Annotated in this window: 25 protein-coding genes and 1 pseudogene; 12 read left to right on the top strand and 14 right to left on the bottom strand. The window is 71.9% G+C overall.

Translation table 11 applies throughout. The features are described from left to right. Positions 1-29: 29 nt before the first annotated feature. The 5 genes from HF519_RS01670 to HF519_RS01650 all read right to left on the bottom strand — a co-directional run bounded on the left by HF519_RS01670 (position 30) and on the right by HF519_RS01650 (position 7597). The gene (locus HF519_RS01670) at positions 30-3497 is read right to left on the bottom strand and encodes an indolepyruvate ferredoxin oxidoreductase family protein (RefSeq protein ID WP_169409816.1); all 3468 of its coding nucleotides are present in this window, start codon (positions 3495-3497) and stop codon (positions 30-32) included. A 92-nt stretch (positions 3498-3589) separates the two neighbouring features. Continuing rightward, a complete protein-coding gene (locus HF519_RS01665; protein WP_169409815.1) occupies positions 3590-4486 on the bottom strand; it encodes an IclR family transcriptional regulator in 897 nt (298 codons plus the stop codon). A 7-nt stretch (positions 4487-4493) separates the two neighbouring features. Further along, complete coding sequence (locus HF519_RS01660) at positions 4494-5567, bottom strand: histidine phosphatase family protein (RefSeq protein ID WP_169409814.1); 1074 nt, start codon at positions 5565-5567, stop codon at positions 4494-4496. 37 nt (positions 5568-5604) lie between these two features. Continuing rightward, positions 5605-6534: a catechol 2,3-dioxygenase gene (locus HF519_RS01655; protein WP_169409813.1), complete on the bottom strand. Its 930-nt coding sequence runs from the start codon at positions 6532-6534 to the stop codon at positions 5605-5607. A gap of 148 nt (positions 6535-6682) precedes the next feature. Further along, positions 6683-7597 carry a catechol 2,3-dioxygenase gene (locus HF519_RS01650; protein WP_169409812.1) on the bottom strand — a complete coding sequence of 305 codons (915 nt, stop codon included), beginning with the start codon at positions 7595-7597 and terminating at the stop codon, positions 6683-6685. 159 nt (positions 7598-7756) lie between these two features. Here HF519_RS01650 and HF519_RS01645 point away from each other — a divergent pair, with 159 nt between their 5' ends. From HF519_RS01645 to HF519_RS01620, 6 genes and pseudogenes are all read left to right on the top strand, one after another. Beyond that, positions 7757-8503: a hypothetical protein gene (locus HF519_RS01645; RefSeq protein WP_169409811.1), complete on the top strand. Its 747-nt coding sequence runs from the start codon at positions 7757-7759 to the stop codon at positions 8501-8503. Then, positions 8500-9300 carry an IclR family transcriptional regulator gene (locus tag HF519_RS01640; RefSeq protein ID WP_169409810.1) on the top strand — a complete coding sequence of 267 codons (801 nt, stop codon included), beginning with the start codon at positions 8500-8502 and terminating at the stop codon, positions 9298-9300. The genes HF519_RS01645 and HF519_RS01640 overlap by 4 nt, the downstream gene beginning before the upstream one ends. A 109-nt stretch (positions 9301-9409) precedes the next feature. Continuing rightward, positions 9410-10213, top strand: coding sequence for a 2-keto-4-pentenoate hydratase (locus HF519_RS01635; protein ID WP_169409809.1), 804 nt, complete (start codon positions 9410-9412; stop codon positions 10211-10213). Next, entirely contained in the window at positions 10213-10977 is a 765-nt protein-coding gene (locus tag HF519_RS01630) for a 2-keto-4-pentenoate hydratase (protein ID WP_169409808.1), read from the top strand. The genes HF519_RS01635 and HF519_RS01630 overlap by 1 nt, the downstream gene beginning before the upstream one ends. Before the next feature lie 58 nt (positions 10978-11035). Beyond that, a pseudogene (gene thmT, locus HF519_RS01625) lies at positions 11036-11248 on the top strand (2-hydroxymuconate tautomerase); the annotation flags it as partial. A gap of 56 nt (positions 11249-11304) precedes the next feature. After that, positions 11305-11625 (top strand): Rieske (2Fe-2S) protein, encoded by a 321-nt coding sequence (locus tag HF519_RS01620; protein ID WP_312859834.1) that lies wholly within the window; start codon positions 11305-11307, stop codon positions 11623-11625. Between the two features lie 90 nt (positions 11626-11715). On the opposite strand, the gene HF519_RS32125 is transcribed toward HF519_RS01620, so the two are convergent. The 4 genes from HF519_RS32125 to HF519_RS01595 are packed head-to-tail and all read right to left on the bottom strand — an operon-like array spanning position 11716 to position 15222. Beyond that, on the bottom strand, positions 11716-12243 hold the full coding sequence (locus HF519_RS32125) for a UGSC family (seleno)protein (protein ID WP_498072978.1): 528 nt from the start codon (positions 12241-12243) through the stop codon (positions 11716-11718). Between the two features lie 2 nt (positions 12244-12245). Continuing rightward, a complete protein-coding gene (locus tag HF519_RS01605; RefSeq protein ID WP_211169384.1) occupies positions 12246-13685 on the bottom strand; it encodes a thioredoxin family protein in 1440 nt (479 codons plus the stop codon). 29 nt (positions 13686-13714) lie between these two features. Next, positions 13715-13960 (bottom strand): hypothetical protein, encoded by a 246-nt coding sequence (locus HF519_RS01600; protein WP_312859833.1) that lies wholly within the window; start codon positions 13958-13960, stop codon positions 13715-13717. Beyond that, positions 13957-15222, bottom strand: a complete 1266-nt coding sequence (locus HF519_RS01595) for a Rieske 2Fe-2S domain-containing protein (protein ID WP_169409804.1) — start codon at positions 15220-15222, stop codon at positions 13957-13959. Before HF519_RS01595 ends, HF519_RS01600 begins: the two co-directional genes overlap by 4 nt. Positions 15223-15296: 74 nt before the next feature. Here HF519_RS01595 and HF519_RS01590 point away from each other — a divergent pair, with 74 nt between their 5' ends. After that, positions 15297-16091 (top strand): IclR family transcriptional regulator, encoded by a 795-nt coding sequence (locus HF519_RS01590; RefSeq protein WP_169409803.1) that lies wholly within the window; start codon positions 15297-15299, stop codon positions 16089-16091. Positions 16092-16255: 164 nt separating this feature from the next. Here HF519_RS01590 and HF519_RS01585 read toward each other — a convergent pair whose 3' ends face one another. The 3 genes from HF519_RS01585 to HF519_RS01575 form a co-directional block, all read right to left on the bottom strand. Next, complete coding sequence (locus tag HF519_RS01585; protein WP_169409802.1) at positions 16256-18076, bottom strand: PEP-utilizing enzyme; 1821 nt, start codon at positions 18074-18076, stop codon at positions 16256-16258. Between the two features lie 26 nt (positions 18077-18102). Next, on the bottom strand, positions 18103-19173 hold the full coding sequence (locus HF519_RS01580; protein ID WP_211169383.1) for a PEP/pyruvate-binding domain-containing protein: 1071 nt from the start codon (positions 19171-19173) through the stop codon (positions 18103-18105). A gap of 65 nt (positions 19174-19238) precedes the next feature. After that, positions 19239-20177 carry an NADP-dependent oxidoreductase gene (locus HF519_RS01575; protein WP_169409801.1) on the bottom strand — a complete coding sequence of 313 codons (939 nt, stop codon included), beginning with the start codon at positions 20175-20177 and terminating at the stop codon, positions 19239-19241. 89 nt (positions 20178-20266) lie between these two features. On the opposite strand from HF519_RS01575, the gene HF519_RS01570 reads away from it, so the two are divergent. Next, positions 20267-20689, top strand: a complete 423-nt coding sequence (locus tag HF519_RS01570; RefSeq protein WP_169409800.1) for a TIGR03618 family F420-dependent PPOX class oxidoreductase — start codon at positions 20267-20269, stop codon at positions 20687-20689. 48 nt (positions 20690-20737) lie between these two features. Here HF519_RS01570 and HF519_RS01565 read toward each other — a convergent pair whose 3' ends face one another. Next, complete coding sequence (locus tag HF519_RS01565; protein WP_312859832.1) at positions 20738-21820, bottom strand: PEP/pyruvate-binding domain-containing protein; 1083 nt, start codon at positions 21818-21820, stop codon at positions 20738-20740. 88 nt (positions 21821-21908) lie between these two features. Beyond that, complete coding sequence (locus HF519_RS01560; RefSeq protein WP_169409798.1) at positions 21909-23672, bottom strand: PEP-utilizing enzyme; 1764 nt, start codon at positions 23670-23672, stop codon at positions 21909-21911. Positions 23673-23862: 190 nt separating this feature from the next. On the opposite strand from HF519_RS01560, the gene HF519_RS01555 reads away from it, so the two are divergent. From HF519_RS01555 to HF519_RS01540, 4 genes are all read left to right on the top strand, one after another. Beyond that, a complete protein-coding gene (locus HF519_RS01555; RefSeq protein WP_211169382.1) occupies positions 23863-25101 on the top strand; it encodes a Rieske 2Fe-2S domain-containing protein in 1239 nt (412 codons plus the stop codon). Next, positions 25098-25292 (top strand): hypothetical protein, encoded by a 195-nt coding sequence (locus HF519_RS01550; RefSeq protein ID WP_169409797.1) that lies wholly within the window; start codon positions 25098-25100, stop codon positions 25290-25292. The genes HF519_RS01555 and HF519_RS01550 overlap by 4 nt, the downstream gene beginning before the upstream one ends. A gap of 63 nt (positions 25293-25355) precedes the next feature. Beyond that, positions 25356-26012 (top strand): HAD family hydrolase, encoded by a 657-nt coding sequence (locus HF519_RS01545; RefSeq protein ID WP_169409796.1) that lies wholly within the window; start codon positions 25356-25358, stop codon positions 26010-26012. Continuing rightward, entirely contained in the window at positions 26009-26770 is a 762-nt protein-coding gene (locus HF519_RS01540; protein WP_169409795.1) for an SDR family NAD(P)-dependent oxidoreductase, read from the top strand. Before HF519_RS01545 ends, HF519_RS01540 begins: the two co-directional genes overlap by 4 nt. The last annotated feature ends 1 nt before the right edge of the window (position 26771 follow it).

Below are 26771 nucleotides of genomic sequence, written 5' to 3'. Positions count from 1 at the left end.
GAAGGTGGAGCTCCTGCTGGGTGCCGCCCCTAACCGATGCCGAGCTCGGCGAGCCGGGCGCGATAGCGCGCGACGCCCGCGAGCTTGACGTCCTCGTAGCCACGGATCAGGTCGGCGGCCTCGGCCGCCGCCACCGCCGTCGGGTAGTTCCCGGCCGTCAGGCCGGAGGCCAGCCGCACCACCATGGTCCGGTACTCGTCGCGCAGCGCCCGCTCCAGCCGGCGGACCTCCGTACGACCGAACGGGTCCAGCGGGGTCCCCCGCAGGGCCTTGCCGCGGGCGAGGGTCTTGAGCACCGGACGCATCCACGGCCCGAACGCGATCTTCTTGTCGCGGCCCATCGAACGGAGCACCGGCGGGTGCAGCCGGTAACGCATCTTCACCCCGCCCGGCACCTCCACGGCCAGCTTCGCCTCGAAGGCCGGATCGGTCAGCAGCCGGGCCACCTCGTACTCGTCCTTGTAGGCGGTGAGCTTGTGCAGACCACGGGCGACCGCCTCGCTGAACGCGGTCTCGTCACCGACGCGGCGTTCGGCCCGCCAGACCGCCAGCACATCCGTGACGTAGGCCCGCGCGGTGCGCTCGTTCTGGAACCCCACGAGCTGTGCCGCCCGGATCTCCACCAGCCGCCGCGTCTCCCCCGCCAGCTCGCCGAGGTCGACGCCCGCCGGCAGCGCGGGCGCCAACGCGGCCGGGGCCGCCCGCCGCTGTGTGGCCGCCGCGAAGGCCTCGGGATCGGCCACGGCCGCCCGGCCCCAGCGGAAGGCCGCGGTGTTCGCCGCGACGGCGACGCCGTTGAGCTCGATGGCCCACTCGATCGCGTCGGCGGACAGCGGCAGTGCTCCGGCCTGGTACGCCGCACCGACGAGCAGCAGGTTGGCCGGCATGGTGTCGCCGAACAGCGCCTGGGCGGCGGCCTGCGCGTCGATCTCGAGGACCTCGCGGCTCACCCCTCGGATGCGCTCGACCAGCGCACCCGCGTCGGGGCCGCCGACCGATGCGTCGCGCACCATGGCCCCGGTCGGGATCGGGCTGGTCGACACCACGGCGACGGTGTGGTCCGGCGAGGCGTAGCCGAGGTTCTTGGCGTCGGAACCGACGAGAACGTCGAAGGCCAGGTAACAGCCGGCCTGCCCGGTGCCGACCCGGTTGGCCGGGCCGAGCGTGGCCTCGTCGGCGGCGACGCGCAGGTGCGACACCACCGGGCCGGCCTTCTGCGACAGCCCGGTCTGGTCCACGCCGTGCACGGCCAGGCCGTCGCGGACCGCCGCCGATCCGAGCACCTGGTTGACGGTGACGATGCCGGTGCCGCCGATGCCGGCGAGGAAGATGTCTCGGGTGCCGGTGAACACCGGACGCGGCACGTCGGGAACGCCCGGCGGCTCGGGGCGCTCCGCGGCCGGACGCGCCGGGGACTTCGCGCCTGCCGGGACCTGCACCGTGACGAACGACGGGCAGTCGCCGTCGAGGCAGCTGTAGTCGGTGTTGCAGGAGGTCTGGTCGATCCGGGTCTTGCGGCCGAACTCGGTCTCGGTCGGTTGCACGGACAGGCAGTTGCTCTTCACACCGCAGTCGCCACAGCCCTCGCAGACCGCCTCGTTGATCACCACCCGGGTGGGCCGGATCGGCAGCGTGCCGCGCTTGCGCAGCCGCCGGGACTCGGCGGCGCAGCGCTGGTCGTAGACCAGCACGGTGACGCCCTTCGTCTCCCCCAGCACCTTCTGCGCCTCGTCGACACGGTCGCGGTGCCACAGTGTCACCCCGGACGGCAGCGGACTCAGCTGCCGGTAGCGCTCGGGCTCGTCGGCGCACACGATGATCTTCGCGACGCCCTCGGCCAGCAGCTTGCGGGTCAGCTCGGGGACCTCGAGGCCGGCCTCGGCGTCCTGGCCGCCGGTCATGGCGACGGCCCGGTTGTAGAGCAGCTTGTAGGTGATCGACACCCCGGCGGCGATACAGGCCTGCACGGCGAGCTGCCCGGAGTGGGCGAACGTGCCGTCACCCATGTTCTGGTACATGTGCCCGGCCTCGGTGAACGGCGCCTGGCCGATCCACTGCGCGCCCTCGCCACCCATCTGCGTGATCGAGGAGACCTCGCTGGACGGCCGGTGGGTGAGTGCGACCATCGCATGGCAACCGATCCCCCCACCGGCGACGGCGCCCTCGGGGACGACGGTGGATCGGTTGTGCGGGCACCCCGAGCAGAAGTACGGCGTGCGCGCGACGGGCAGCAGCTCCAGCTTCGGGGGCTCGCGGCGAACGGGCTCCAGGTCGACGCGGCCGCGCAGCACCCGGCGCAGCGGCCCGGCGAGCAGCCCGGCGGTGAGTTCACCGGCCACCGGGACCAGCGGGGCGCCCTGGGCGTCGGCCGAGCCGATGACCGCCGGCGCGTCCGCCAATCCGTACAGCACGTCCCGCACGCCCGCCTCGACGAACGGGGACTTCTCCTCCACGACCAGCACTGTGTCCAGTCCCGCGGCGAACTCGCGCAGCAGGTCCCGCTCGATGGGGTGGATCATGCCCAGGCGCAGCAGCTTGATGCCCGCCCGGCGCAGCCCGTCGTCGTCCAGGCCCAGGTCGCGCAGCGCCTGCCGGACGTCGGTGAACGCCTTGCCGCCGGCGACGATGCCCAGCCACGCGTCGGGCGCGTCGACCTCGACGGTGTTGATCGGGTTCGCGGCCAGGAACGCCCGCACCATCGCCCACCGCGGCCCGTACATCTGGGCCTCGGCCTCCAGCGAGGCCGGCGGGACGAGCATCGGGATCTGCCGGTACTCGAACGGCCGACCCTCCCACTCGAGCTCCGGGACGGTGATGTCCACCTCGCCGCAGTCGCCGTCGACGGTGTAGACGCCGTCGGCGACGTCGGCGGTGATCTTCATGCCGACCCACATGCCGGACGCCCGGGACAGGGCGACGCCGTAGCGGCCCAGCCGGACGATCTCCTCGGCGCTGCCCGGGTAGAGCACCGGCAGCCCGTAGCCGGCCAGCGTCCGCTCGCTGATGCACGGGATCGTCGAGGACTTGCAGCTCGGGTCGTCACCGGCCAGGACCAGCACACCGCCTGCCGGGTGCGCCCCGCACATGTTGCCGTGCCGCATCGGGTCGCCGGCCCGGTCGACGCCCGGGCCCTTGCCGTACCAGACCCCCACGGCGCCGTCGACGGTCCGCCCGTGCCCGGGCACCTCGACCTGGCTACCCCAGATCGCGGTCGCGGCGAGCTCCTCGTTGACGCCGGGGACGAACCTCAGCCCGGCGGCCTCGACAAGCTCGGGGGCGGCGGCCAGCGTCTTGTCCAGCCCGCCCAGCGGGCTGCCCTGGTAGCCGGAGACGAACGACGCCGTACGCAGCCCCGCGGCGGCATCGGCCGCGTGCTGCTCGACGAGCATCCGCGCGATCGCCTGCACGCCGGTCAGCAGCACCGGACCGGCACCGGCGCGATAGCGGTCCCCGAGGTCGAAATCGACGGGATCGGTTCGGTCGTCCTGCAGCGTCATCGATGCCTCACGTGGTGGTGGGGGTCGTGTGTGGTGGGTGGTGCCCCACCGGTCAGTGAGACCCACCCACCGCGCACGGACAGGCACTACTCCTAGGACCGCTCCAGCGTCGCCGAGACCGTGGCGGCGGCCCGACGGACACTCTGCACCACGGCGACCTTCCGCGCCCCCAGGACCCGCGGCGTCGCCCCGACCACGGAGATCGCGGCCACGGCGATACGGCGCTCACCCCGGGTGAGCACGATCGGCGCGCCGACCGAGGACGTCCCGAGCTCGTACTCCTCCCGGGACGCGGCGTAGCCGTCGGTGCGGACCTGGCGGAGCACCTGCCGGTAGCGCGCCGGGTCGACGATGGTGAAGGGGGTGCGCCGGACGAACCCGCGTTCCAGGATCGCCCGCTCCATCGCCGGGTTGTACGCGGCAATGGCCTTGCCCGCGCTGGACGAGTGGCCCGGTCCGCGCCGGTAGAGCTCGGTGTGGAACCGGGTGCCGGCGGTCGACCCGTCGAGCCGGTCGACGAACAGCACGTCCGCACCCATCGGCACGGCCAGCTGCACGGTCTCGCGCAGCACCTCGCGCAGCTCGCCGAGGACCGGCAGCGCCAGCTCGCGCAGCATCAGCCGGTCGACCGCGAGCTGCCCCATCTCGAACAGCCGCAGGCCGAGCCGGTAGCGACCGGACCGGCTGCGTTCGAGGAGACCGCCGGAGGCCAGCGCGGCGAGCATCCGGCAGGCGGTGCTCTTCGCGACCCCGAGCCGCTGTGCCACCTTGGTCGCGCCCAGCTCGGTCTCGGTGCCGAAGCAGTCGAGCACCGCCATGGCGATCGAGACCGACCGCAGGGGGCCGTCCCCGGCATCGGAGCCGGCGTCGGGATCGACCCCGCTGTCCGGCCTCTGCCCCGGACGGTCCGGCACCAGCGCCGGAACGTCCGGGGCGAGACGCGCGGGATCGAGGATCGCCCCGTTGAGATCGTCGATCGTCAAGCTCATGGTCGCCTCATGACTCCCAGGCCGGGAACTCGTCCGGCGGCGGCACGTTCACCTCGGTGACCCGGTTGCGGTACGAGACGAAGGCGGTCTGGCCACCCTCGCGCAGCTTCACCCGGATCTCCTCGGTGTTCAGGGGCTCGCCCGGGTCGTATCCGTGCGCCCAGGTGGCGAACGCCCGCATCGGCCCGGAGTGCGTGGCCGCGACGATACGGCGGTGATCCGGGGACTCGGCGATGAGCCGGTGGAACCCGCGCCAGAACCGGCGCACGCACAGCGCGGGCGGCTCGAAGTACATCAGCGGGATGGTCAGCCACATCTCGATCGGGTCGGCACCGCCCAGCTGGGTGCGGTAGAACCGGTCGATCTCGACGAGCCAGCGCGGCCGGTCGCCGGCCGCCATCCGCTCCAGCTTCTCCATCGTCGACTGGTACTGCCGGAACGCCGAGGTCACGTCGCGCAGGCCGTCCGGGGTCCAGACGCCGAAGTTGCGCAGCTCGGGGATCGGCTCGGGCTCGGACAGCTCGACGTCGTGGCCCCACATCTGCAGACCGTCGGTCGCACCGCGGTAGATCTGCTCGGCGGTCTGCCGGGCCCGGTTGGTGTCCGCACAGACCAGCCGGACCTTGTCCCCGGAGTCCCAGCGCCGGGCCAGCTCGTGACCGCGGCGGTGCGCCTGCCAGCCGCCCATCGGGGTCAGCCCGGCGTCGGTCGAGTAACCCTGGGTGATGCCGTGCCGAATGATCGAGATCTCGCAGATGATCTTCTCGGACGCCCGGCGCTCCATCGGCGCCGCGATCTCCTTGCCCCGGGTGGCCTCGGCCAGCTCGGGGGTGAAGGTCGCACCGCCGTACTCGACGCGCGGCGCCGGCGGCGCGGCGGTCGCGGCACGTTCCCGGAACCGGCGCAGGTACAGCGGCGTGGAGTCCGCCTTGGTGGCCGGGGCCTCGGGGTCCGCGACGGCGCCGTTGCCGGTCGCGGACCCGTTCGCCCGGTTCCCCTGCCGTTCCCGGTAGCGGGCCAGGTAGTTGGGTGCCTCGTAGCGGTCGATCTTGCGCGCGTCGGGGCGCTCGGTGGCTGTCATGACTGCGCCTCCGCGGGAAGAAGGACGTCGGCGGGGCTCACGAGTGCACCGTGAAGAAACGCTCGTTGACCTGGCGGTGGTAGTAGAAGATGGCGCGTCCCATCTCCTCCTCGGTCCAGGTAATCGGCTCGAAGTCCGGGTCCACCCAGTACCCGCCGGTGAACAGCTCGTTGCGGTTGCCGACCGGGTCGAAGAAGTAGGTCGTGTAGCCGCGGGTGACGCCGTGCCGGGTGGGCGCGACGTCGATCGTCACGCCGTGGTAGGCCAGCGTGTCGGCCGCGTCCCGGATACCGTTCCAGTCGTCCATCCAGAACGCGAAGTGGTGCAGCCCGCCGTTCGGGCCGGTGATGACGGCGATGTCGTGCGGGGTGTGGCTGTGCTCGAGGAACGTCGCGAGCTGGTGGCCGTCGTTGGCCAGGATCTGCTCGGTGAGCCGGAACTCCAGGAGCTCGGTGAAGAACCGGGTGAACTCCTCGACGTCCTCGGCCATCACGAACACGTGGTCCAGCCGGGGCGGCGCGATGCCGACCAGGTCCTGCGGACGGGGCGGCGGGTTGGTCATCGGCAGCATGTTGCCGACCCGCTCCATGCCGTGAACCAGCTCGACGAGGTGACCGGACGGCGAGTCGAAACGGATCGCCTCGCCCCAGCCCGGGCCCAGCTCACGGGCGGCGTAGCGCTTGACCGCGACCCCGGCGGCCTCGAGCTTGTCGGTGAAGTAGTCGAGGTCGGTGGCCGCGGCGACTTTGAACGACATGTGGTCCAGGCCGTAGGTGGGGGCCTCGCGCAGGATGACCGAGTGGTGCTCGCGCTCGTCCCAGCACTTGAGGAACACCCGGTCGACGCCGTCCTTGACGTCGCGCGCGGTCTCGATGAGGCCCAGGACCTCGGTGTAGTAGGCGGTGCACAGCTCGAGGTCGGGGACGCGCACCTCGACGTGTTGCAGCCGCAGGATCCGATCCGGCATTACGGGGTGTCCCTTCACAGTGTTGATGGTTCGACCCTGCAAGCAGGTCTCAGCGCTGATGGTTCGACCCTGCAAGCAGGTCTCAGCGCTGATGGTTCGACCCTGCAAGCAGGTCTCAGCGCTGATGGTTCGACCCTGCAAGCAGGTCTCACGTGTGCATCCGCAGGAAGCGCTGGCTGACGACGTTCTCGTAGTAGAAGAGGCCCTTGCCGAAGTTGTCCTCGGTCCAGGTGATGATCTCGGTGTCCGGGTCCACCCAGTAGCCGCCGGTGAAGACCTCGTTGCGGATGCCCAGCGGGTCGAAGAAGTAGATGGTGTTGCCCCGGGTCACCCCGTGGCGGGTCGGGCCCTGGTCGATCTGGACGCCGTTGTAGGCGAGTGTGTCCGCGGCCTTGCGGATGTGGTCCCAGTCGTCGAGCCAGTACGCCCAGTGGTGCAGCGCGCCGTTCGGCCCGTTGACGATCGCGATGTCGTGCGGGGAGTTCGTGCGGCCGGCGAGCCAGACACCGAGCTGGTGGCCGTTGCCGTCGAGCACCTGCTCGGTCATCCGCATACCGAGCACGTCGATGAAGAACTTCGCCGACTCGGCGACCTCCTCGGCGTTGACCAGCATGTGGTCCATCCGGGGCGGGGCGATGCCGGGCAGGTCCGGCGGGGGCACCGGTGACGGGTTGCGCTTGCCGAGCATGTTGCCGGTCTTCTCGATGTCCCAGACCAGCTCCATGATCTGGCCGGAGGGGACCTCGAAGCGGATCGACTCGCCCTGGCCGACGGCCTCGCCCTTCGACACCCGTGTCGTCGGGCAGCCGTAGGCCTCGACCTTCTTCTCGAACTCGTGCAGGTCGTCCTCGGCCTCGACGCGGAAGGTGAAGGAGTCCATGCCCGTACGCGGGTGGTACCGCATGCGCAGCGAGTGATGGTCCTCCTCGTCCCAGCACTTGAAGTAGACGGTGTCCTCGCTCCGCTGCACCGTCTGCAGGCCCATGACCTCGGTGTAGTAGGCGGTGGCGAGGTCGAGGTCCGGTGTTCGGACGTCGATGTGGGCCAGCCGGAGAATCCCCACGGCAATCAGCTCCCGGTGTCGCGTGGCAGATGTCGTGTCGGGTGCGGGCGCGCAAGAGGTGATGGTGTGACGTGCGCCTTGACGCTGCGACGCTAACCCGCCTAGCGTTCCGGAAGGAAGAGCGGCTGTTCCAGATATCAGAACGGCAGGAGGGCGCCGATGCCCGAACCGCAGGACACACGCGAGCCGTCCGGCCCGCCGGGGCCCGAGGGCATGCGCGCAGCCGTCGCGAACTACGTGACCGCACTGCACCGCGCGTACGTCGCGCAGGCCGACACCTTCCCGCCGGCGGTGCGCGGCCGGATGCCGCTGCTCGCCACCGGCGCCGCGGTGCGGGTCGCCGCGGTGGGGGTGCGCAACCTGCACCTGCTCGCCACCCGCGAGGACCTCGGCCCGCTGCGGGGCCAGGAGGTCGAGCTCACCGGCGAGCTGCCCGGGCTGAGCTGGACGCTGCGCTTCTACGACCCGGTCGTGGTGCCCGCGCTCGGCCTGATCGACGAGTCGGTGGCACCGGGATACGGCGAGGTCAAACACGCGCTCGGGCTGAGCACCGTGATCTACCACGTCGTCGCCCAGCCGGGCTCGGGGCTGACGCCGCACCACGCCGGACACGTCGGGTCCGGGCTGGCCAGCGGGCACTCGTCGGCGGCGCGGGACTTCGACACCATCCGCAGCCGGGTCCGCGGTCGCGAACGGCTCGTCGACGAACTGGTCGGCGCCGCGACGGCCGGGCTGCCCCGCGCCCAAGCGCTGCTGGCGCGGGCGATCGCGCCGCGCGACGAGGCCGTCGCCGCCCTCGCCGACTCCCCCGATCCCGACCCCGACGCGGTCCGCAAGGCGCTGCTCGCATCGCTCGGCGGGCGCCGGGACTGGACCCCGCGACCGCCTGCGGAGCGGCCGCGATGACCGACGCGACGCTGTCCACCGTCCGCAACGCGGCCCGGCTGCTCAAGGCGTTCCTCACCCGCGAGGAGTCGCTGGGCGTCTCCGAGCTCGCGCGCCGGCTCGGGCTGGGGAAGTCCAACGTGCACCGGCTGCTGTCGACACTGGTCGCCGAGGGGCTGGTGGAACAGGACGCTCGCACCGGCGGCTACCGGCTCGGCATCGTCATGTTCGAGCTGGGCGAGGCGGTGAAGGTGCACCTGGACCTGCACGCCGCGGCCGGACCGGTGCTGGCCCACCTGCGCGAGCAGACCGGGGAGTCCTCTCAGGTCGGTGTCCTCGACGGTGACGAGGTCGTCTACGTCGACCGGTTGGAGAGCGCGCACTCACTGCGGCTGTTCACCGAGACCGGACGCCGCGTGCCCGCACACTGCACCAGCTCGGGCAAGGTGCTGCTGGCCCACCGTTCCGACGCCGAGCGGGAGGCCTACCTCGCCCGCGGTGCCCTGACCCGCCTCACACCGCACACGATCACCGACCCGGCCGTGCTGCGCGACGAGCTCGTCACCGTGCGGGCCCGGGGCTGGGCGGAGGCGATCAACGAGCGCGAGGTCGGGGTGGCGTCGATCGCGGCCCCGATCCGGGACATCCGCGGCGACGTCGTCGCCGCGCTGAGCATCGGCGCGCCCGTGGCCCGGTTCGGCGCCGTGCCGCGTCGCCGGCACGCCCGCGCGCTGGTCGAGGCAGGCGAGGCGGTCTCGCGTCGGCTCGGCTGGTCACCCGAGAGCACGGCGACGCTTCCGCGAGGCCGGGAGGCGTGATCCGCCCGGCACCCGGCCTGCGTTCCGCCGAGCGGAACAGCAGTGGTGACGCCGCCGCCGCCGACCCGACACGATCACGAACGACCCCCACCACGAGGAGAACCCACCCATGCCCGTGACCGACGCGCCCGCGAAGGCGCAGGCGCTCTACGACGCCCGCCGGAGCCGGGTGCCGATCGCGCCGTTCACCGACGACGACCCGTCGCTGGGCATGGCCGACGGCTACGCCGTGCAGCAGGAACTGGTCAAGCTGCTGGTCGCCGACGGCGACCGGATCATCGGATACAAGGTCGGCCTGACCTCGGAGCCGATGCAGAAGATGATCGGCGTCGACTCCCCCGACTACGGCCCGGTACTCGCCTCCACGGTCTACCGCGACGGCGACACCGTTCCGCTCGACCGGTTCATCCAGCCCAAGATCGAGGCGGAGATCGTCTTCGTGCTCGGCGAGCGGCTGCAGGGGCCGGGCGTCACGGTCACCGACGCCCGTCGCGCCGTCGCCGGCGCCGTCGCGGGCATGGAGATCGTCGACTCGCGCATCGCCGACTGGCGGATCAAGCTCGCCGACACCGTGGCCGACCTCGCCTCCAACGGGGCGATGGCCACGTCCAGCCGGATCGTGCCGCTGACGGACCTGGACACCCGGCTGATCGGCATGACGTTGACCCGCAACGGCGAGCTGATCGACACCGGCGCCGGTGCGGCCGCGCTGGGCGACCCGGTGGCGGTCGTGGCATGGCTGGCCAACGTCCTGGGCGAGAACGGCATCGCGCTCGAACCCGGGCACCTGATCATGACCGGAGCGCTGCACGCGGCCGTGCCGATGACTCCGGGCGACGTGTTCCGCGCCGAGTTCGACCGGCTCGGCCCGGTGACGGTCCGCGTGTCCGCGGGCACCGAGGAGGCTTCCTGATGGCTGTCGACACCGCTGAGCTCGCCGCGCGGCTGAGCAAGGCCGTCGCCGACCGGACCGCGATCGACCAGCTGTCCGACGACGTCGCGGACCTCGACCTCGCCACCGGCTACGCCGTGCAGCGCGAGCTGCGCGCGGCCGCGGGCCCGCTGGTCGGGTGGAAGCTCGGCGTCACCTCGCGGGCCAAGCAGGCCCAGGTCGGGGTCAGCGCCCCGGTGTTCGGGTTCCTCGCGGGGGCGAACGCCCTCGACCTGGGCGAACCGCTCGTCACCGGCGAGCTCATCCAGCCGCGCTGCGAACCGGAGATCGTCTTCATCCTGGGTCGCGACCTGGCCGGGCCGCACGTCACCGCCGCCGACGTCGTCGCCGCGTCGTCCGGGGTCGCCGTCGGCATCGAGGTGCTCGACTCCCGCTACCGCGACTACCGGTTCACGATGGCCGACGTCGTCGCCGACAACACCTCGGCGGGCCGGTTCGTGGTGGGTAACCCCGTGCCGCCCGCCGGCATCGACCTGCGGCTGATCGGCGTGGTGCTGGAGAAGAACGGCAAGGTCGTGGCGACCGCGTCCGGCGCCGCGTCGCTGGGTCACCCGGCCGCCGCCGTCGCCTGGATGGTGCGCACCATGGCCGCCGACGGCGAAGGCCTGCGCGCCGGGGACGTCGTGCTCTCCGGCGGGCTCACCGCGGCCGTCCCGGTCGCACCCGGCGACGTGGTCGTCGCCTCGATCGACCGGCTCGGCACCGTCGAGCTCGGCTGCCGCTGACACCCCGCGAGCGGCGGCGGCGGTCAGGGCCGCCGTCGCCGCCCACGGACGACGAAGGAGGACGAGGATGCCGCTGGTCCAGGTCACGATCGGGCGTGGACGCAGCCCGGAACAGCTCGCCGCGCTGGGGCAGGCCATCACCGACGCGGTGGAGTCGTCGATCGGGGCGAAGCGGGAGTCGATCCGCGTCGTGCTGACCGAGTGCGAGCCGGAGCACTGGTTCGTCGGCGGTGAGACGCTGGCGGAGCTGCGGGCCTCCGGCCGGCGGTGAGCCTGGTCCCCCTCGACGCCCCGGCCGACACGGAGGCAGACGCTCGCTCGTGGGTGGTGAGCGCCCCCGACGGCCGTCGCTTCGCCGTGTTCCGCACCGACGATGACAGCGGCTACCGGGTCACCGACGCCGTGTGCCCGCACAACCGCGGGCCGATGGAGCAGGGCTGGCTCCGCGACGGGCGGATGATCGTCTGCCCGTGGCACTGGTACCGCTTCGACGTCGAGACCGGCGCGTGCGACACCGCCCCGCAGTACCGGCTCGGCGTGTACCCGGTGCTGGAGCGCGACGGCCGCTGGTTCACCGACGTGGGCGAACCGGCGGCACCGCGCTCGTGGGCGGAGCGGCTGCGCGCGCACGCCCGCGGGGAGGCCTGAGCCGGCCCGGCTCAGGCCGGCACGGCTCAGGCCGGCACGGCCACGATCACGAGGGCAACCCCGCGGTGTTCGGCCTGTGGTGACCGGAGGTCACCGCGGTGGCCGCCCGGACGTCAGTGCGGCGAGGATATCGTCCAGCGCCTGCTCGGCCAGTGCCCGCATCTCGTCGTCGGTTCGGTCCTGGATCGGATGCGGTACGAACACCGCAGGAACGCGCGCGTAGCCCAGCGCGCGGGCCTGCGCCCCGGTCGCCGCGACGAACTCCGACGAGGCGACGAACACGGCGCGCACGTCCTGGCCCTCGAGGGTGACGAAGTCGTGCACACTGCACGACGTGCACGAGCCTCAATCGGCGAGGGCCTCGATCACCACGTCGCACTCGGCGGCGATCTCCTTGCGCAGGTCCGGTGGCATCGGCTTGGCGAACGTCGGCTTGGCGTAGCGGCGCACCGGGACCCCGCGCTCGGCGAGCAACTCGGCCAGGCGGTCGAGGAAGACGTCGCCGCGGGCCTTCGAGATGTCGAGCAGACCGACCCGCGCGCCGTCCAGCGACTCCCGGCGCGGCAGCGGCTCGCGCTGCGCGGGGGCGCGCTCGTCGGTCGGGTCGAGCACGATCAGGGTCATCGTCGGATCTCCCTCGTCACCGGCTGGCTGCCGCCGGGCCCGCCGACCCAGCCGCCGATCACCGTCGAGAACATACCGGCGCCACCGCCCGCGTAGACGATCATGAGCCCGCCCGGCCGGAACTTCGGCACCGGGCCGGTGGCCGCCCCGGCCGGCAGGCCCTCCTCGATGCCCCCGGCACCGCGCTCGATCTCGGCCGGGTCGAGGGCCAGCAGGTCGGCGAGCTCGGACGCGAGCCGGTCGCGCGACCAGCCGGCCTCGGCGAACACCCGGCCGTGCTCCGGGCAGACGACGAGCGTCGCGTCGAAGGCCATCGGGAGCTTGGGGTGCGCGACCGACCGCAGCCCCGCCGCGAGCGACCGGGCGAGCGACTCCGGAGTCCGGGAGATCTGGTCGGCGAGCCCGCGCGGGCCCTCGGCGGCGAACACCGTCACCGCGGAGGTGCCGGGCGCGACCCCCCGCGACACCGACAGCGGCTCCCACGGCGAGCCGGCCTCGTCCTCGGCGAAGCAGAAGCCGATCTTCCCGGGGTGGCCCGTCGTCGCGCGGTCGACCTCGCCGGGCCGCCCGCCGCCGACGTTGCGGATCACCAGTTGCAGGGCCCGACCGATGGTCGCGTTGGCCCGGTTGCCCTGGCCGAGCGCGTTGCCGCCGGCGTTCATCCCGATCTCACGCGCGATCGGCCCGTTCACGACGATCGCCGGACCCGCGCCCCAGGTCGTCGCGAGCAGGCCGTGCGCGTTGAACTCGTCGGTGCACGCCGCCTCGACGGCGGCCAGTACGACGGGCAGGTACTCCGGGCGGCAACCGGCCAGCACGGCGTTGATCGCGACCTTCTCGACGGTCGCCTCGACCAGGTTGGGCGGCACCACGGCCACCACCTCGTCGGGTGCGCGGGTGGTGCCCTCGAGCATCCGCAGCACCCGGGCCGGGGTCGGGGCGACGACCGGGAGCCCGTCGGACCAGCCGCGGTCGAACATGGCCTCGGCCTCGTCCTCGAGTACCGCGATCTCCAGCCGCCGCGAGGACAGCGTGCCGCCCCGCGCCCGGACGAGCAGCTCGTCGGCCAGCTCCGGGTCATGGATGCGCGAACCGCAGCCCGGCCGGTACTCGGGCAGCTCGGGGCCGAGCCCGTCGACGCCCGCGAGCTCCTCCCACGCACCGCGCAGCCAGCCCTCGGTGCGGCCCGCCTCGACCCCGTCGACGAACCGGAGCAGCGTCGGCACCGTCTCGATGTCGAGGGCGAGGCTCACGTCGAGCGCCGTGTCGTCGCGGACGTCGCCGATCCCGGCGGGGAACGCCGGGTCGTCCTGGGTGAAGACGGTGAGCCCCGGGCCGAGCTGCGCGAGCACAGGTTCGACGAGCCGGCACGTCGGGCAGTCCCGCTTGACGACGGCGATGAGGCCGTCCCACGGGAGTGCGACCTCGGCGTCCACGCCGCGGAGGCTAGCGGACACCTGCGTCCTCAGTGCTCCGGCTCGTGCCCGACCACACCCGGACCGGACGGCGTGACCTCGCCGGCCCAGCCGCAGCCGCCGCACCAGCAGTAGAACCGCCGGTCGTCGGCCTCCCAGAACTCCGTCACGATCCCGGCGCCCCCCAGGCCGCCCCCGCAGCGCGGGCAGAACCGCGGGGCATCGCGACGGTGCGCCTCGGCGTCGGCGGCGAAGCGCCGGTCCACCATCGCGGGCCCCGCGGTCCGGCCGATCACGAGTCCGCCGCAGCCTTCTCGACCGCGATCTTGTCGGCCGCGCTGATGTGGATCTTCTTGATGGTGTCCAGCATCGGCGAGAACCGGGTGGAGCCCATGTCGCAGAAGTCGAGCGCGAACTGGGCGCCGCCCGCGTGGAACTTGTCCTTCTCGCACGGCAGGTCGATGCGCTCGTGCGGCTCGCGGATCGTGCCGAGCGGGTCGCCGCCGTCGGCGACGACGTCCATCTGCTCGCGGAACATCTTCCGCAGCATCGCGATGCCGATGTCGGAGCGGCCCAGGTGCTCGGTGGTCCGGTCGGTGATCGCACCCTGCGTCACCCAGGCCATGATGTCCTGACCCTCGACGTAGTTGGTGACGTGCCGGCCGTCCTTGTCGTACACGGGGATCTCGTAGTCCGGGATCACCGGCTGCTCGACGTGCTCGTAGCCGTCGGGCGAGTGCACGGTGTAGAGAATGAACCGGGTCGTGGTCCGATTGATCGGCACCCGGATCTGCATCTGGTGGATGCCGCCGCCGCCGACGCGCATGTTGTACGGGAAGACGAGCGGGTGGCCGACCTTCCAGTCGTCGTTCTCCTCCGAGGCCCCCTTGAGGACCCGGCGCTTGATGATCCCCCACTCGAACGGGGTGAAGCCGATCTTGACGTGCTCCTTGCCGAACGACGCGGGCGCGGTGAAGCCCTCGTGCCGGCCGACGAACTCGAAGTAGCGGCCGTGCAGGAACTCGACGTGGTGCGGGTCGACCGCGTTCTCCATGATCTGCACGTAGTTGCAGGGCAGGTCCGCCCAGCCGATGTCGCGGAAACCCTCCATCACGTAGGTGTCGAAGCGCGGCAGCTCCGGTGCGGGCATCGGGCCGATGTAGGCCCAGATCAAACCGCCCATCTCCTCGACCTTGCCGGCCTGGGCCTTGACCCGGTTCTGGAACGCGGTGTTCTCCCGCTCGGCCGGCTGCTCGGTGCACTCGCCGTCGGCGTCGAAGACCCATCCGTGGTACGGGCAGCGGATGCCGTCGGCCTCGACGACGCCGTAGGCCAGCGACGCCTTCCGGTGCGGGCAGGCCTCGGGGACGATCCCGAGGCGACCACTCGGGCTGCGCCACAGCGCGAAGAACTCGCCGAGCAACTCGACGCGCTTGACCGGGAACTCGTTCAGCTCGCGGGTGAACGCGACCGGGTACCAGTAGCGACGCAGCACCTCGCCCATCGGCGTTCCGGCCTCGACCTGGGTGAGCTCGTCGTTCTGCTCGGCAGTCAGCATGTGGTGGTCTCCTCACTCGGCGGCCCTCTGACGGTATGTAGCGCCGGTCACCGGGAACAAGAGATGCTTCCCGCATGACGGGAAGCCCGGACCGGCGCCGTGAGCGGTTGACCTCGGTGCGCAACGCCGCGCGGTTGTTGAAGGAGTTCTCGCACACCGACCGGGAGCTGGGGGTGAGCGAGCTGGCACGGCGGCTGGGCCTGGGCACGTCCACGGTCCACCGGCTGCTCGCCACCCTCGCCGACGAACGGTTGCTCGACCGCGGGGCCACCGGGGGCCGATACCGGCTGGGCCTCGCGGTCTACGAGCTCGGCGCCGCCGTCTCCCCGCACCTGGACCTGCACGAGGCGGCGCTGCCGGTGATGGCCTCGCTGCGGCACAGCACCCGCGAGACCGTCCACATCGCCGTCCTCGACGGGCTCGAGGTGGTCTTCGTCGAGCGCCTCGAGGGCCTGGAGACCGTGCGCATCTTCACCCGTGTCGGCACCCGGCTGCCCGCGCACAGCACCTCCACCGGCAAGGTGCTGCTCGCTGCCCTGCCGGAGAGCGAGCTGCGGTCGCGGATCGAGCAGCGCGAACTGGTCCGGCTGACCAGCCAGACCCTGATCGACCCCGAGGTCCTGATCGCCCAGCTTCGCGAGGTCGCGGCCCGCGGATGGGCGGGCAACGACGAGGAGAGCCGTCGCGGCCTGACCTCGGTCGGCGCGCCCATCCGGGACGCGACCGGCACGGTCATCGCCGCCCTGAGCATCGCCTGGCCCACCGGCCGCAAGGACGAGGGCGCCCGCCGCCGGCACACCACGCTGGTGATCGACGCGGCGACGGTGATCTCGCGGCGGCTCGGCCACGCCGCCCGGGCCCGGACATGACCGTCACCACGGCACCACGGCACCACCGGGGTGTTCATCGGTTCAGGGACATGAGCGGCACATGTGCGGCTCATGGCCCTGAACTAGCGATCATGGCGGGCACCGCCGATCCGGCCGGCGAACACGGCGTCACCCGTGATCCGGCCGGTCAGGCGGTCGGGCGGTCAGTCCAGCACGGTGACGGTTCCGGTGTTGCCGTCCACCCGGATGCGCTGTCCCGTCTTGATCCGCTTCGTGCCGAACGCGGTGCCCGTGACGGCGGGCAGCCCGTACTCGCGGCACACGATCGCCGCGTGGCTCATCATCCCGCCCACGTCGGTGACCGTCGCGCCGATCTTGCCGAAGATCGGCGCCCAGCTCGGCGCGGTCAGCGGCGCGACCAGGACCTCTCCGTCCTGCACCTCGTTGATCTGCGCCGGGCTGAAGATCACCCGGGCCGGGCCCTCCACCACCCCGGGGGAGGCCGCCATGCCCGTCAGCTCGCCGGTGTCGCCGGTCTCCCCCGCCGACAGCCAGCCGGCCACGCTCTCGGTCGTGATGCCCCAGAGCATGATCGTGAACGGCTCGGTGATCGTCTCCGGCGGTGTACCCAGCGCGGGCGGCGGCGACCACTGCTCGAGCGCCGCGACGATCCCCCTACGCCGCTCGATCTCCTTCGGCCAGTACGCCGGGCCGCGCGGCGTCACCCCCACCGCCCAGGCCTGGTACATGTCCCACAGCGCGTCCGGGATCTCGTTGCGTTTGAAGTAGAAGACGTCGTCCTCCGCCTCGCAGAAGCCCTCCTTCACCAGCACGCGCCCGAGCTGGCGCATCTTGCGCCACAGGATCGAGTGCGCCCAGTGTTCGACGTAGAAGTTGTGGTTCTCCACGTAGGGGAACACCACCCGGGCCAGACCGATCTTCTCCGCGAACGCCGCCCGGTCCTCGTCGCTGGCCAGCAGCTCGGAGTACTCCGAGACGATCCGGTCGCGCTCGGCGCGGATCTCCTCGAGCGGGCGGGCCAGGTCGGCACCCTCGCGCAGCTTCGCGGCGTAGTCGCGGATGAAGCCGAACGGGATGTCGCGGTGCTCGATCCAGATGCGGTCGGAGTGGTAGAAGCCGGATCCGGTGGAGAAGTTGAACCACGGCTCGGCCGCCTCGCCCCAGGCCGCCAGCCACCGCCGGCCCTCGTCCGAGCCGCGCAGCCGCTCCTCCAGCACGTCCGGACGATCGGCATCGGCGAACGCGTCGTCGAGACCGAGCTCGACGGCGAGGCGGGCCAGCTTCTTCAGCTCGTCGTCGGGCCGGAACAGGTCGACCTCGACGCCGGCGACCATCTTCGCGATGGCCAGGTCCGGGATGGAGGGGAACGCCTGCTTGCAGAAGCCGAAGAAGTCGAGGTACGCGGCGTAGCCGAGGTTGAGGAACTCGAAGTGGTACTGCCAGAGCTTGAACCCGAGGTCGACGACCTTGTGGTACGAGGTCATCAGGGTCAGCCCGGCACCGGTGCCGTGACCCTCCGTGATGACCTCCAGTTCCTCCTTCTCCGGCAGCGCCTCGAAGCGGATCGACTCCATCTCCCCGACCAGGGCGCGCATCTTGACCAGCCACTTGTCGTAGAGGTCGTCCCAGTTGGAGAAGTAGTGCCCGGCGCGCTCCAGGAAGTGCGGGACGCGCGCCTCGATCTCGGCGGGGTCGGTGACGCCGACGGGTGAGAGGTAGCCGTAGCCGTTGACGATCCGGGCGTCGATGCCCAGCGCGGGCGGGATCAGGTAGTGCCGGGTGTTGTACTGCGACAGCGTCGCGATCGCGTACTCGAAGAACGTGGCGTCCCACGGGGTGAGCACGGTGGGCCAGTGCACGCCGTCGTGGAACCAGAACATGGAGTCCTCGTACTCGCGCCGATCCTCGGAGAAGACCGCGGAGTAGCCGTAGAGCTCCTGCCAGCCCTCGGCGCCCGGGGGCGTCTCGATCTCGAACGGGCCGGGAAAGCGTGCCTCGCTCATACCCACCTCCTCGTGGGACAGCCCGCTCAGGTTCGTCTGCCGTGCAGCGGGGAGACCAGTGTGGACACGATGCTCGCGTAACCGGACGCGGCACCGGCGCTGATGGACGCGGGCCTGCGCTTGCTCCAGACCGTCTCGGGCCGGCTCTGCAGCATCAGCACCCGCTCGCCCGCGGGCAGGTCGGCGTCGACCGCCCACTCGACGTCCTGCGGGTGGCCGTAGTGCTTCTCCGCACGCCGGGCCAGCCGGGCGACGGCCGTGATCTCCTCGTCGTCGAGGCAGGGCACGGTACGCCGCTCGTCGGGCACCGGGCACCGCTCGACGCCCCGCCCGTTCGCGGCGAGCCGATACTCCGTCGTCTTGTCCGAGACGGTGCGGCGAGTGATCTCGAAGAGCACCTTGTCGACCAGGTAGTTGTCCGGCGTGACCTCACCGGCGACGACCGCCTCGCCGAAGCCCCAGGACGCGTCGATCGCGATCTGGCTGCGGTCGCCGTCGTGCGGGTTGAGCGTGAAGGCCACACCCGCCGCGGTGGGCCGCACCATCTTCTGGACAGCGACGCTCATCGCCGCGCCGTCCTCGGCCAGCCCCATCCGTTGCCGGTAGGCGATCGCCCGCTCGGTGAACAGGCTCGACCAGCACCGCGAGACCGCCGTCAGCACGTCGTCGGCGCCACAGACCCACAGGTACGTGTCGTGCTCACCGGCGAAGCTGGCCTCCGGGGAGTCCTCGCAGGTCGCCGACGAGCGCACGGCCACGGGCACGTCGGGCGTCCCGCACCGCCGCCCCAGCTCCGCGTAGGCCGCCAGCACCTGCGCGCGGACGTCGGCGGGCACTCCGCACTCCTCCACCAGCGCCCGCGCCTGCGCACTCGCGGCGGCCAGCCCGGCCGTGTCCTGCGGGTCGCAACCGGCCAACAGGGCGCGCAGCCGCGGCTCCATGCCGGCGCACGCCGCCCGGTGGGCGTCGGTCGTGATCGCGAACCCGGGCGGGACCGGCAGCCCGGCCCCGGTCATCTCGCCCAGGCTCGCGCACTTGCCCCCGACCCGGCCCGCGAATGCGGGCCGGTAGTCGTCGAACCACACCGCGTAGGTCACGCGGCGACGCTAGGGACGCGTGGTGGACGCCACAACGATGTTCCCGGTATGCGGGAAACTCGCGTTCAGACGGTCAGGACCAGCTTCCCGCTGGTGCGCCCCTGCTCACCGGCCCGGTGCGCGTCGGCGGCCCGTTCCAGCGGGAACGTCTCGGCCACCAGGACCTTCAGCCGGCCCTCGGTGACCAGCCGGGCGAGGTCCTCCAGCCCGTCTCCGTCCGGCTCCACGAGCATCCCGGTGGCGTGCAGCCCCCGGTCCCGCGCCGCCGCCATCGCGTCGGCGGCCGCCGCCGAGGGCAGGCAGATCATCAGCCCGTCCGGGTGCAGCAGGTCCAGCGAGCGCAGCGCGGTGTCACCGCCGATCAGGTCGTAGACGACGTCGACCGGACCGACGGCCTTCTCGAACGGTGTGGAGCGGTAGTCCACGGCCTCGTCGACCCCGAGACCGGCCAGCAGGTCGTGCTTGGCGGCCGACGCCGTTCCGATCACGTGCGCGCCCCGGGCCTTGGCGATCTGCACGGCGAGGTGCCCGACCCCGCCCGCGGCCGCATGGATGAGCACCCGCTGCCCCGGCTGCACGTCGGCGATGTCGACCAGGCACTGCCACGCCGTCAGTCCGGCCAGCGGCAGAGCGCCGGCCTCGACGTCACCGAGGCCGGGCGGGCGGAGCGCGAAGTGCCGCGACGGCGCGGTGACGTACTCGGCGTAGGCGGCCGCCTCCCGCGGGAACCACGGCATGCCGAACACCTGGTCGCCGACGTCGAAGCGGGTGACCCCGGGCCCGACCGCGTCGACGACACCGGCGACGTCCCAGCCGACCGTGAACGGTGGACCGCCGAGCACCTTGGCCATCCCGGCCCCGGAACGGGTCTTCCAGTCCACGGGGTTCACCCCCGCGGCGGTGACCCGCACCCGGACCTCGGTGGGCAGCGGCTCCGGCAGCGGGCGCTCGCCGAGCTCCAGCACCTCGGGCCCGCCGACGGAATTCTGGACGATCGCGCGCATGGGACGTGTCTACCAGGAACGGCCGCCAGTGGGCCGGGACGCCCTGGAAGGCCGATGGAACGAGTTCGCGACCGCCGTACCGTGTCCCGATGGGACTCCTGCCGGAGACTGCACGAGAGCTCATCGACTCGGGCAGGCTCGCGCACTGCACGACCCTGAACGCCGACGGCAGCCCACAGGTCGGTGCCACGTGGATCGGCCTGGACGGCGACGACGTGATCATGGCGCACCTGGGGCACGACCGGCGGACCGAGAACCTGCGCCGCGACCCGCGCATCGCACTGTCACTCGACGGTGAGGCGCGCAACGACATCGGGATGCAGGTCAACCTGGTCCTGTACGGCCGCGCCACGGTCACGGAGGGCGGAGCCGCCGACGTGCTCCGGCGGCTGGCGAAGGTCTACGGCGGGCCCGACGCGAAGTTCCCGGTGCCACCCGACGCGCCCGGGGGATACGTGGTGCGGGTCACCGTGGACCGGGTACGCGGGGTCGGCCCCTGGGCCACCCACTGACCCGGTCGTGGCGATGGCCGCCCGAGCGGCCATCGCCACGCACGGGGGCTACCGGCCGGGAAGCGGTTTGCCGCTGAACACGAACTTCTGCGCCAGCGCCACCGGGTCGTAGGCCGCCGGGGTCCTCTCCGACTCGTCGGCGGTCACCGTCACCGGGCGGGACTGCACGATGCAGACCGGGTCCCCGGCCCGGCGGTGCCGGGAGATGACCCACTCCACGTCGACCGGGTAGCCGTAGTGCTCCTCGATCGCCTTCACCGCCGCCGCGATCGCCGAGACCTGCTCCTCGTCGAGCACCTGCCGGTCGGCGAGCTTGGCCGGCATCTCGATCTCGGTGACCCGGCCGTCGGCGAAGTCGAAGGCCGAGACCACCGACTTGTGCGCGACGTCGTACTTGAGCAGCCGTCCATCGGCCTTGCCCACCTCGACGTGGTCGGGGTTGACCAGGCCCTGCACGATCGCCTCGCCCCAGCCCCAGCTCGTCTCGATGACGATCCGGTCGGGCTTACCGGTCACCGGGTGCACCGAGAACGCCACCCCGGAGGCCCGGGCGTGGATGAGCTCGATGACGCCCACCGCGATCGGCATGGCGTGGTGGCTGATCCCCTTGCGCAGCCGGTACGCGAGCGCCCGGCCGGTGAACAGCGACCCCCAGCAGGACCGCACGGCGTCGAGCACCCGGTTTGCGCCCGAGACCCCGAGATAGGTGTCGAAGATGCCGGCGAAGCTGGCGTCGGCCGCGTCCTCACCGGTGGCCGACGAGCGCACCGCGGTGGGCACGTTGACGTCCACACAGCGCAGGCACAGCTCCTCGTAGGCCTCGGTGATCTCCGCGGCCAGCGCCTCGGACATCGGGGTGGTCTCGAACAGCCCGCGGATCTTCACCGACGCGTCCTCCACGGCCGCGTCGGACGGGTCGGTGCCGAGCCACGAGATCACCTCCTCGATGCGCTCGTCCAGGCCCGACTCCGTGCAGTGGCGCCGGTAGGCGTCCACCGTCACGGCGAAGCCCTGCGGCACCGAGACGCCGGCGCGGTGCAGCTCGGTGAGCCGGCCCATCTTGGATCCGGCCGCCGCCATCGCCGCGGCCGGATCGACCTCGTCAACCCAGACGATCGAGTCGGTTCCCACCAGTACTCCCGTCACTTCAGCCCCTCGCTGACGCTCGGCGCCTCCGCGCCGCGCCGTGCCGTGTTGAACGGTGACCTCACAAGCCCGGTCACCGGGCGGCCGCCTCCGCTTCGGCCAGCTCGGCGGCCTTCTTCAGGATGGTCACCTTGCCGTTGGTGCCGTCGACCTCGATCTCGTCGCCGTCGGCGATGGCCAGCGTGGCGACGCCGACGGCGGTCACCGTCGGGATGCCGTACTCCCGGCCGACGATGGCCGCGTGCGACAGCATGCCGCCACCGTCGCACACCGCGCCCGCGATCTTGCCGAAGGCCGGGGTCCAGTTCGGCGAGGTGGACTCGCAGACCAGGATCGAGCCGGGCTCCAGCCGGTGCAGCTCGTCGCTGCTCTGCAGCACCCGCGCGATGCCGGTCGCGACGCCCTTGGCCGCGGGGACGCCGGACAGCGTGGTCGCGTTGGCCGCGTCCGGGTTCTGCACCGCCTTGATCGCCTGCGGGTTGAGCCCGAAGATCTCGATCAGCACCGGGTCCTCGACCGCGTCCGGGATCGTGCCCATCACCTTGGGCATCGCGGAGCGCTTGGCCTGCCAGTGGTCGAAGTACTGGCGGCGGTCCTTCACCAGTCCGGACAGCTCACCCTTGTAGGGCTTGCCGTTCGCGACGTCGAGCAGCTCGGGCCAGAACAGGTACAGCATGTCGTCCTTGTGGTCCGCCCCGACGCGATTCGCCAGCTCCTGGCAGGTCCACCGCAGCGGGAGCATGACCTTGAGGTCGATGTAGTAGTTGTGGTCGTCCTGCCACCACGGGAAGTTCGCGGCCTGGTTGGACGCGAGGCCGGCGTCGAAGACGGCCTGCTCCTCCTTGGTCAGCCCGGTGCGGGCCGCATCGATCGCGGCCTCCCGCTCGGCGATGGCGTTGCGGGCGGCGGCCTCGAAGTCGTGGTCCTCCTTCTTGAGCAGGAACGTCTTGATCAGGCCGAGCGGGATCTGGTTGTCCTCGATCCAGCTGGGCAGCCCGACGTCGCAGGTCGCCTCCTGCCGGTAACCGTAGATCTGCAGGAAGTCGTCGAAATCGGTCAGCCACTGCGACGCCGAGCCGCCGTGCCGCGACAGCGCCTCCCGCAGCTGCGGGGGCTCGTTGTCGGCGAACACGTCGGACAGCCCGGCCTGGCGGGCCTTGATCGCGAGCTTGTACAGCTCGCGGTCGGTCTCCATGATCTTGGTGTCCTCACCCTGGAGGAACTTGCCGATCTGGTTGGTGTCGATGCCCATCTCGGCGCAGGCCCCGTAGAAGCCCAGGAAGTTCACCAGCAGCGGGTACATCACCCCGAAGTGGATCTCCATCGAGCGCTGGTGGTAGCGCCGCGCCTGCGTGAGCAGCTCGGGGAGCCGGCTGGTGGGCTCCTGGGTGAGGTCGATGCCGCGGAAGTAGGTCCAGGTCGCCTCGAGCTCGTCGCGCCCGGCCGCCCAGATCTGCTGGTAGTTCTGCAGGAAGTGGGGCAGGTTCGTGCCCAACCGGTTCGCCCGGGCGCCGATCTCGCGCGGGTCGGACTCCGGGATCGCCGAGCCGTAGAGGTGGGTGCCGGCGAAGCGCGAGGTGATGCCGCGCCCGGGCGGCAGTGGAAGGGCCTCGGCCGCGTGCTGGGTGCCCCAGCAGTAGCCGTCATGGCCCCACGCGAACGCGGCGAGCGGGGTCAGTCCGCGCGACCAGTGGAAGTCGAGGTACCAGAACTTGTCCTCGTCCTCCTTCGTGAAGGGCCCGGTGCCGTCCACGATGTAGGGGGAGGCGATGTGCTCGGGCTTGAAGCCCGGATACCACTCGCCGGTGAAATCGTCGACAGGGACGACGGTGGCCATGCGACCTCCTCAGGTCTGATCAGCTCACGGGACCGTGACAGCGGCCACACACAGGCGGCAAGCGGACCGTTCCGCCCTGCCGAACACACCGGCCAGGCGGACGCGTCCTGTGGACCACCGGCGTGGGCCGTTTCGCCAGAGAGAACAGCACGCTTCCTCGCCCCGCTGCGGTATTCCTACCGTCTGCGCCATGCTGAGTGTGGAGAAGAACCGCCGCCTCACCCAGGTCGGCCCGGGCACCCCCATGGGTGAGCTGCTCCGCCGGTACTGGTGGCCCATCGCCACCCACGACATGGCCACCCGGGTCCCGGTCAAGCGCAAGCTGCTCGGCGAGAACCTGGTGCTCTACCGCGACGGCAGCGGCACCGTCGGCCTGCTCGCCGAACAGTGCCCGCACCGCCGGGCCGCGCTGTGGCTGGGGTGCACCGAACAGGAGGGCCTGCGCTGCGGGTACCACGGCTGGCGCTTCGACGCCGAGGGCAACTGCCTCGAGCAGCCCGGTGAGCCGGCCGACTCCACCTTCAAGGACCGGATCAAGGCGACCGCGTACCCGGTGCAGGAGCTGGGCGGGCTGATCTTCGCCTACCTCGGCCCCTCCCCCGCGCCGGAACTGCCGCGCTACGACCTGTTCGTCTGGGACGACGCGTGGCGCGACATCGGGCACGCCGAGCTGCCCTGCAACTTCCTGCAGATCATGGAGAACTCGGTCGACCCGTACCACGTCGAGTGGCTGCACGGGCGGTACGGGACATTCCTGCGCGAGCTGGGCGGCAAGGACACGCCGCTCCCGGTCGTGACCAAGAAGCACGTCAAGGTGGCCTTCGAGGTGTTCGAGCACGGCATCCTCAAGCGCCGCGTGCTGGAGGGCCACACCGAGGAGGACGAGGACTGGAAGGTCGGCCACCCGCTGGTCTTTCCGCACATGCTCCGGGTGGGTGCGGCCGGGCTGGCGACGTTCCAGATCCGGGTCCCGATGGACGACGAGAACACCTGGCACGTCTGGTACCAGACCTACCGACCCGAGGGCGGCGCCCCGCCGCAGCCGGAGATCCCCGTCTACGAGGTGCCGCTCTACGACGAGAAGGGCGAGTGGCTGCGCGACTACGTCGACGGCCAGGACATCGTCGCCTGGGTGACCCAGGGTGCCGTCGCCGACCGCAGCAAGGAGCACCTCGGCAAGTCCGATCTCGGGGTGATGCTGCTGCGCAAGCTCTACGCCGAGCAGATCGACCGGGTCGAGGACGGCGAGGACCCGCTCTGCACCTTCCGCGAGCCGCACGACGTGATCGACCTACCGATGGAGAAGGACAAGTTCGGCTCCGCGGTGGAGTTCCGGCAGCTGTGGACCCGGGAGAGCTCGATCCGCTACAGCCCGATCAAGGACGAGATCTTCGCGTTGTTCGGCGACCCCGTGCCGTCGTGGGTGTGAGCAGGCGGGCCGGTCCGATCGGCGCGGCGTTCTGCCCGGGCTGCGGCGCGGCGCTGGACGATCCCGCCGCGTTCGTGCAGGAATTCTGGGTGGGCGCCGACCGGCACTTCCTGTGCTGGTGCGTCCGGTGCGAGCTGCTGTGCACGGTGGTCATCGCTGCACAGCTGGTGTCCCACGAACCCGAGCACTGAGGTCCGCCGGCAGACGGCACCGGGCCGGCCGGCCCGGGCCGACGACGAGAGCACAGGAGACCGATGCGACGCGCGCTGCTGCTGGACCTCGGCGGAACGGTCTTCCGTTCCGGCTCGGAGATGATGGGGATCTACGGTGAGCTCGAGCCGGCCGTGCGGTCGGTGGTGGCACGGCGCGGACCCCTGGGTCCGGAGCCGGACGAGCTGTGGGACGCCATGCTCCGCGAGGAGATCACCGAGCGCGAGTACTGGGCGCGGCGGTCGGACGAGATCGGTGCCGCGCTCGGCCGGGACTGGACCATCCAGGAGTTCATGCACACGCTCTACACCCTGCCGGGCGAGCCGATGATGCGGCCCGAGGCCGCGGCGTTGATCTCCGACGCCCAGGCCGCCGGGGTGCGCATCGGCGCGCTGACCAACGACCTGAAGGCCTTCCACGGCGACGGGTCGATGTCGCAGGACCCGTTCATCGGTCAGCTCGACGTGCTCGTCGACGGTTCGGTGACCGGCATCCTCAAGCCCGACCCGCGGGCCTACGAGATGGCCCTGGAGCAGCTCGACCGGCCGCCCTCGGAGATCGTGTTCGTCGACGACATGCCGTGGAACGTCGCCGGCGCCGCGAAGGCGGGCATGATCGCCCTGCAGCTCGACCTGGCCCGGCCGGAGCTGGTCTTCGACGCGGTGCGCGAGCATCTGGAGCTGGACCGGGAGGCCGCGTGACCGGTTCGGCGAACGGGTCCGGGCTGGCCGTCGTCGTCGGGGCGACCGGGGCGCTGGGTTCGGCGATCGTCACGCGGCTGCGGGCGGCCGGGCTGGGCGTGGTCGCGGTGGCCCGGAAGGATCCCGCGCTCTGCGGCGCCGGGATCACCGGTTGCGCCGCCGACATCGGCTCCGACGACGCGGTGACCGCGATCGCCGCGGCGGTCGACCGGGCCGGGGGCGGCCCGGTCCGGATGGTCGTCCAGGCCGCCGGGCTCCCGGCCGCCGGCCCGGTCGAGTCGATCGAGCCCGACGCCCTCGGCCGGGCCGTCGCGCTCAAGGCCGGCGGGCTGCTGCGGCTGATCCGGGCGGTGGACGACCGGCTGGTCGCGGGCTCGCGGATCGTCGCGCTCGGCGGGCACTACGGCTCGGAGCCCGCGCCGTACGCGTGTGCGGCCGGGGTGACGAACGCCGGGCTGGCCAACTTGGTCCGCCAGCTCGCGGTGGCCTACGGGCCGCGCGGGATCACCGCGCACCTGGTGGCCCCCGGACCGGCCGACACGCCCCGGCTGCGTGCCCTGTCCGAGCAGGCCGCGGCGCGCCGCGGGATACCGGTCGACCAGGTCCTCGCCGAGCGCGCGGCCGAGTCGCCGCTGGGCCGCCTCGTCACCCCGGCCGAGGTCGCCTGGGCGGTCACGCTGCTGCTCGACCCGCAGGCCGGCGCGCTGCACGGTTCCACGCTGGCCCTTGACGTCGGCGCCCGGCGGGGCATCTTCTAGC

This window comes from Pseudonocardia bannensis, from assembly GCF_012911875.1.
GTDB classification, from domain to species: Bacteria; Actinomycetota; Actinomycetes; order Mycobacteriales; family Pseudonocardiaceae; genus Pseudonocardia; species Pseudonocardia bannensis.
Note: the sequence above shows the minus strand (reverse complement) of the source record. Positions and strands in the feature narration are given on the sequence as shown.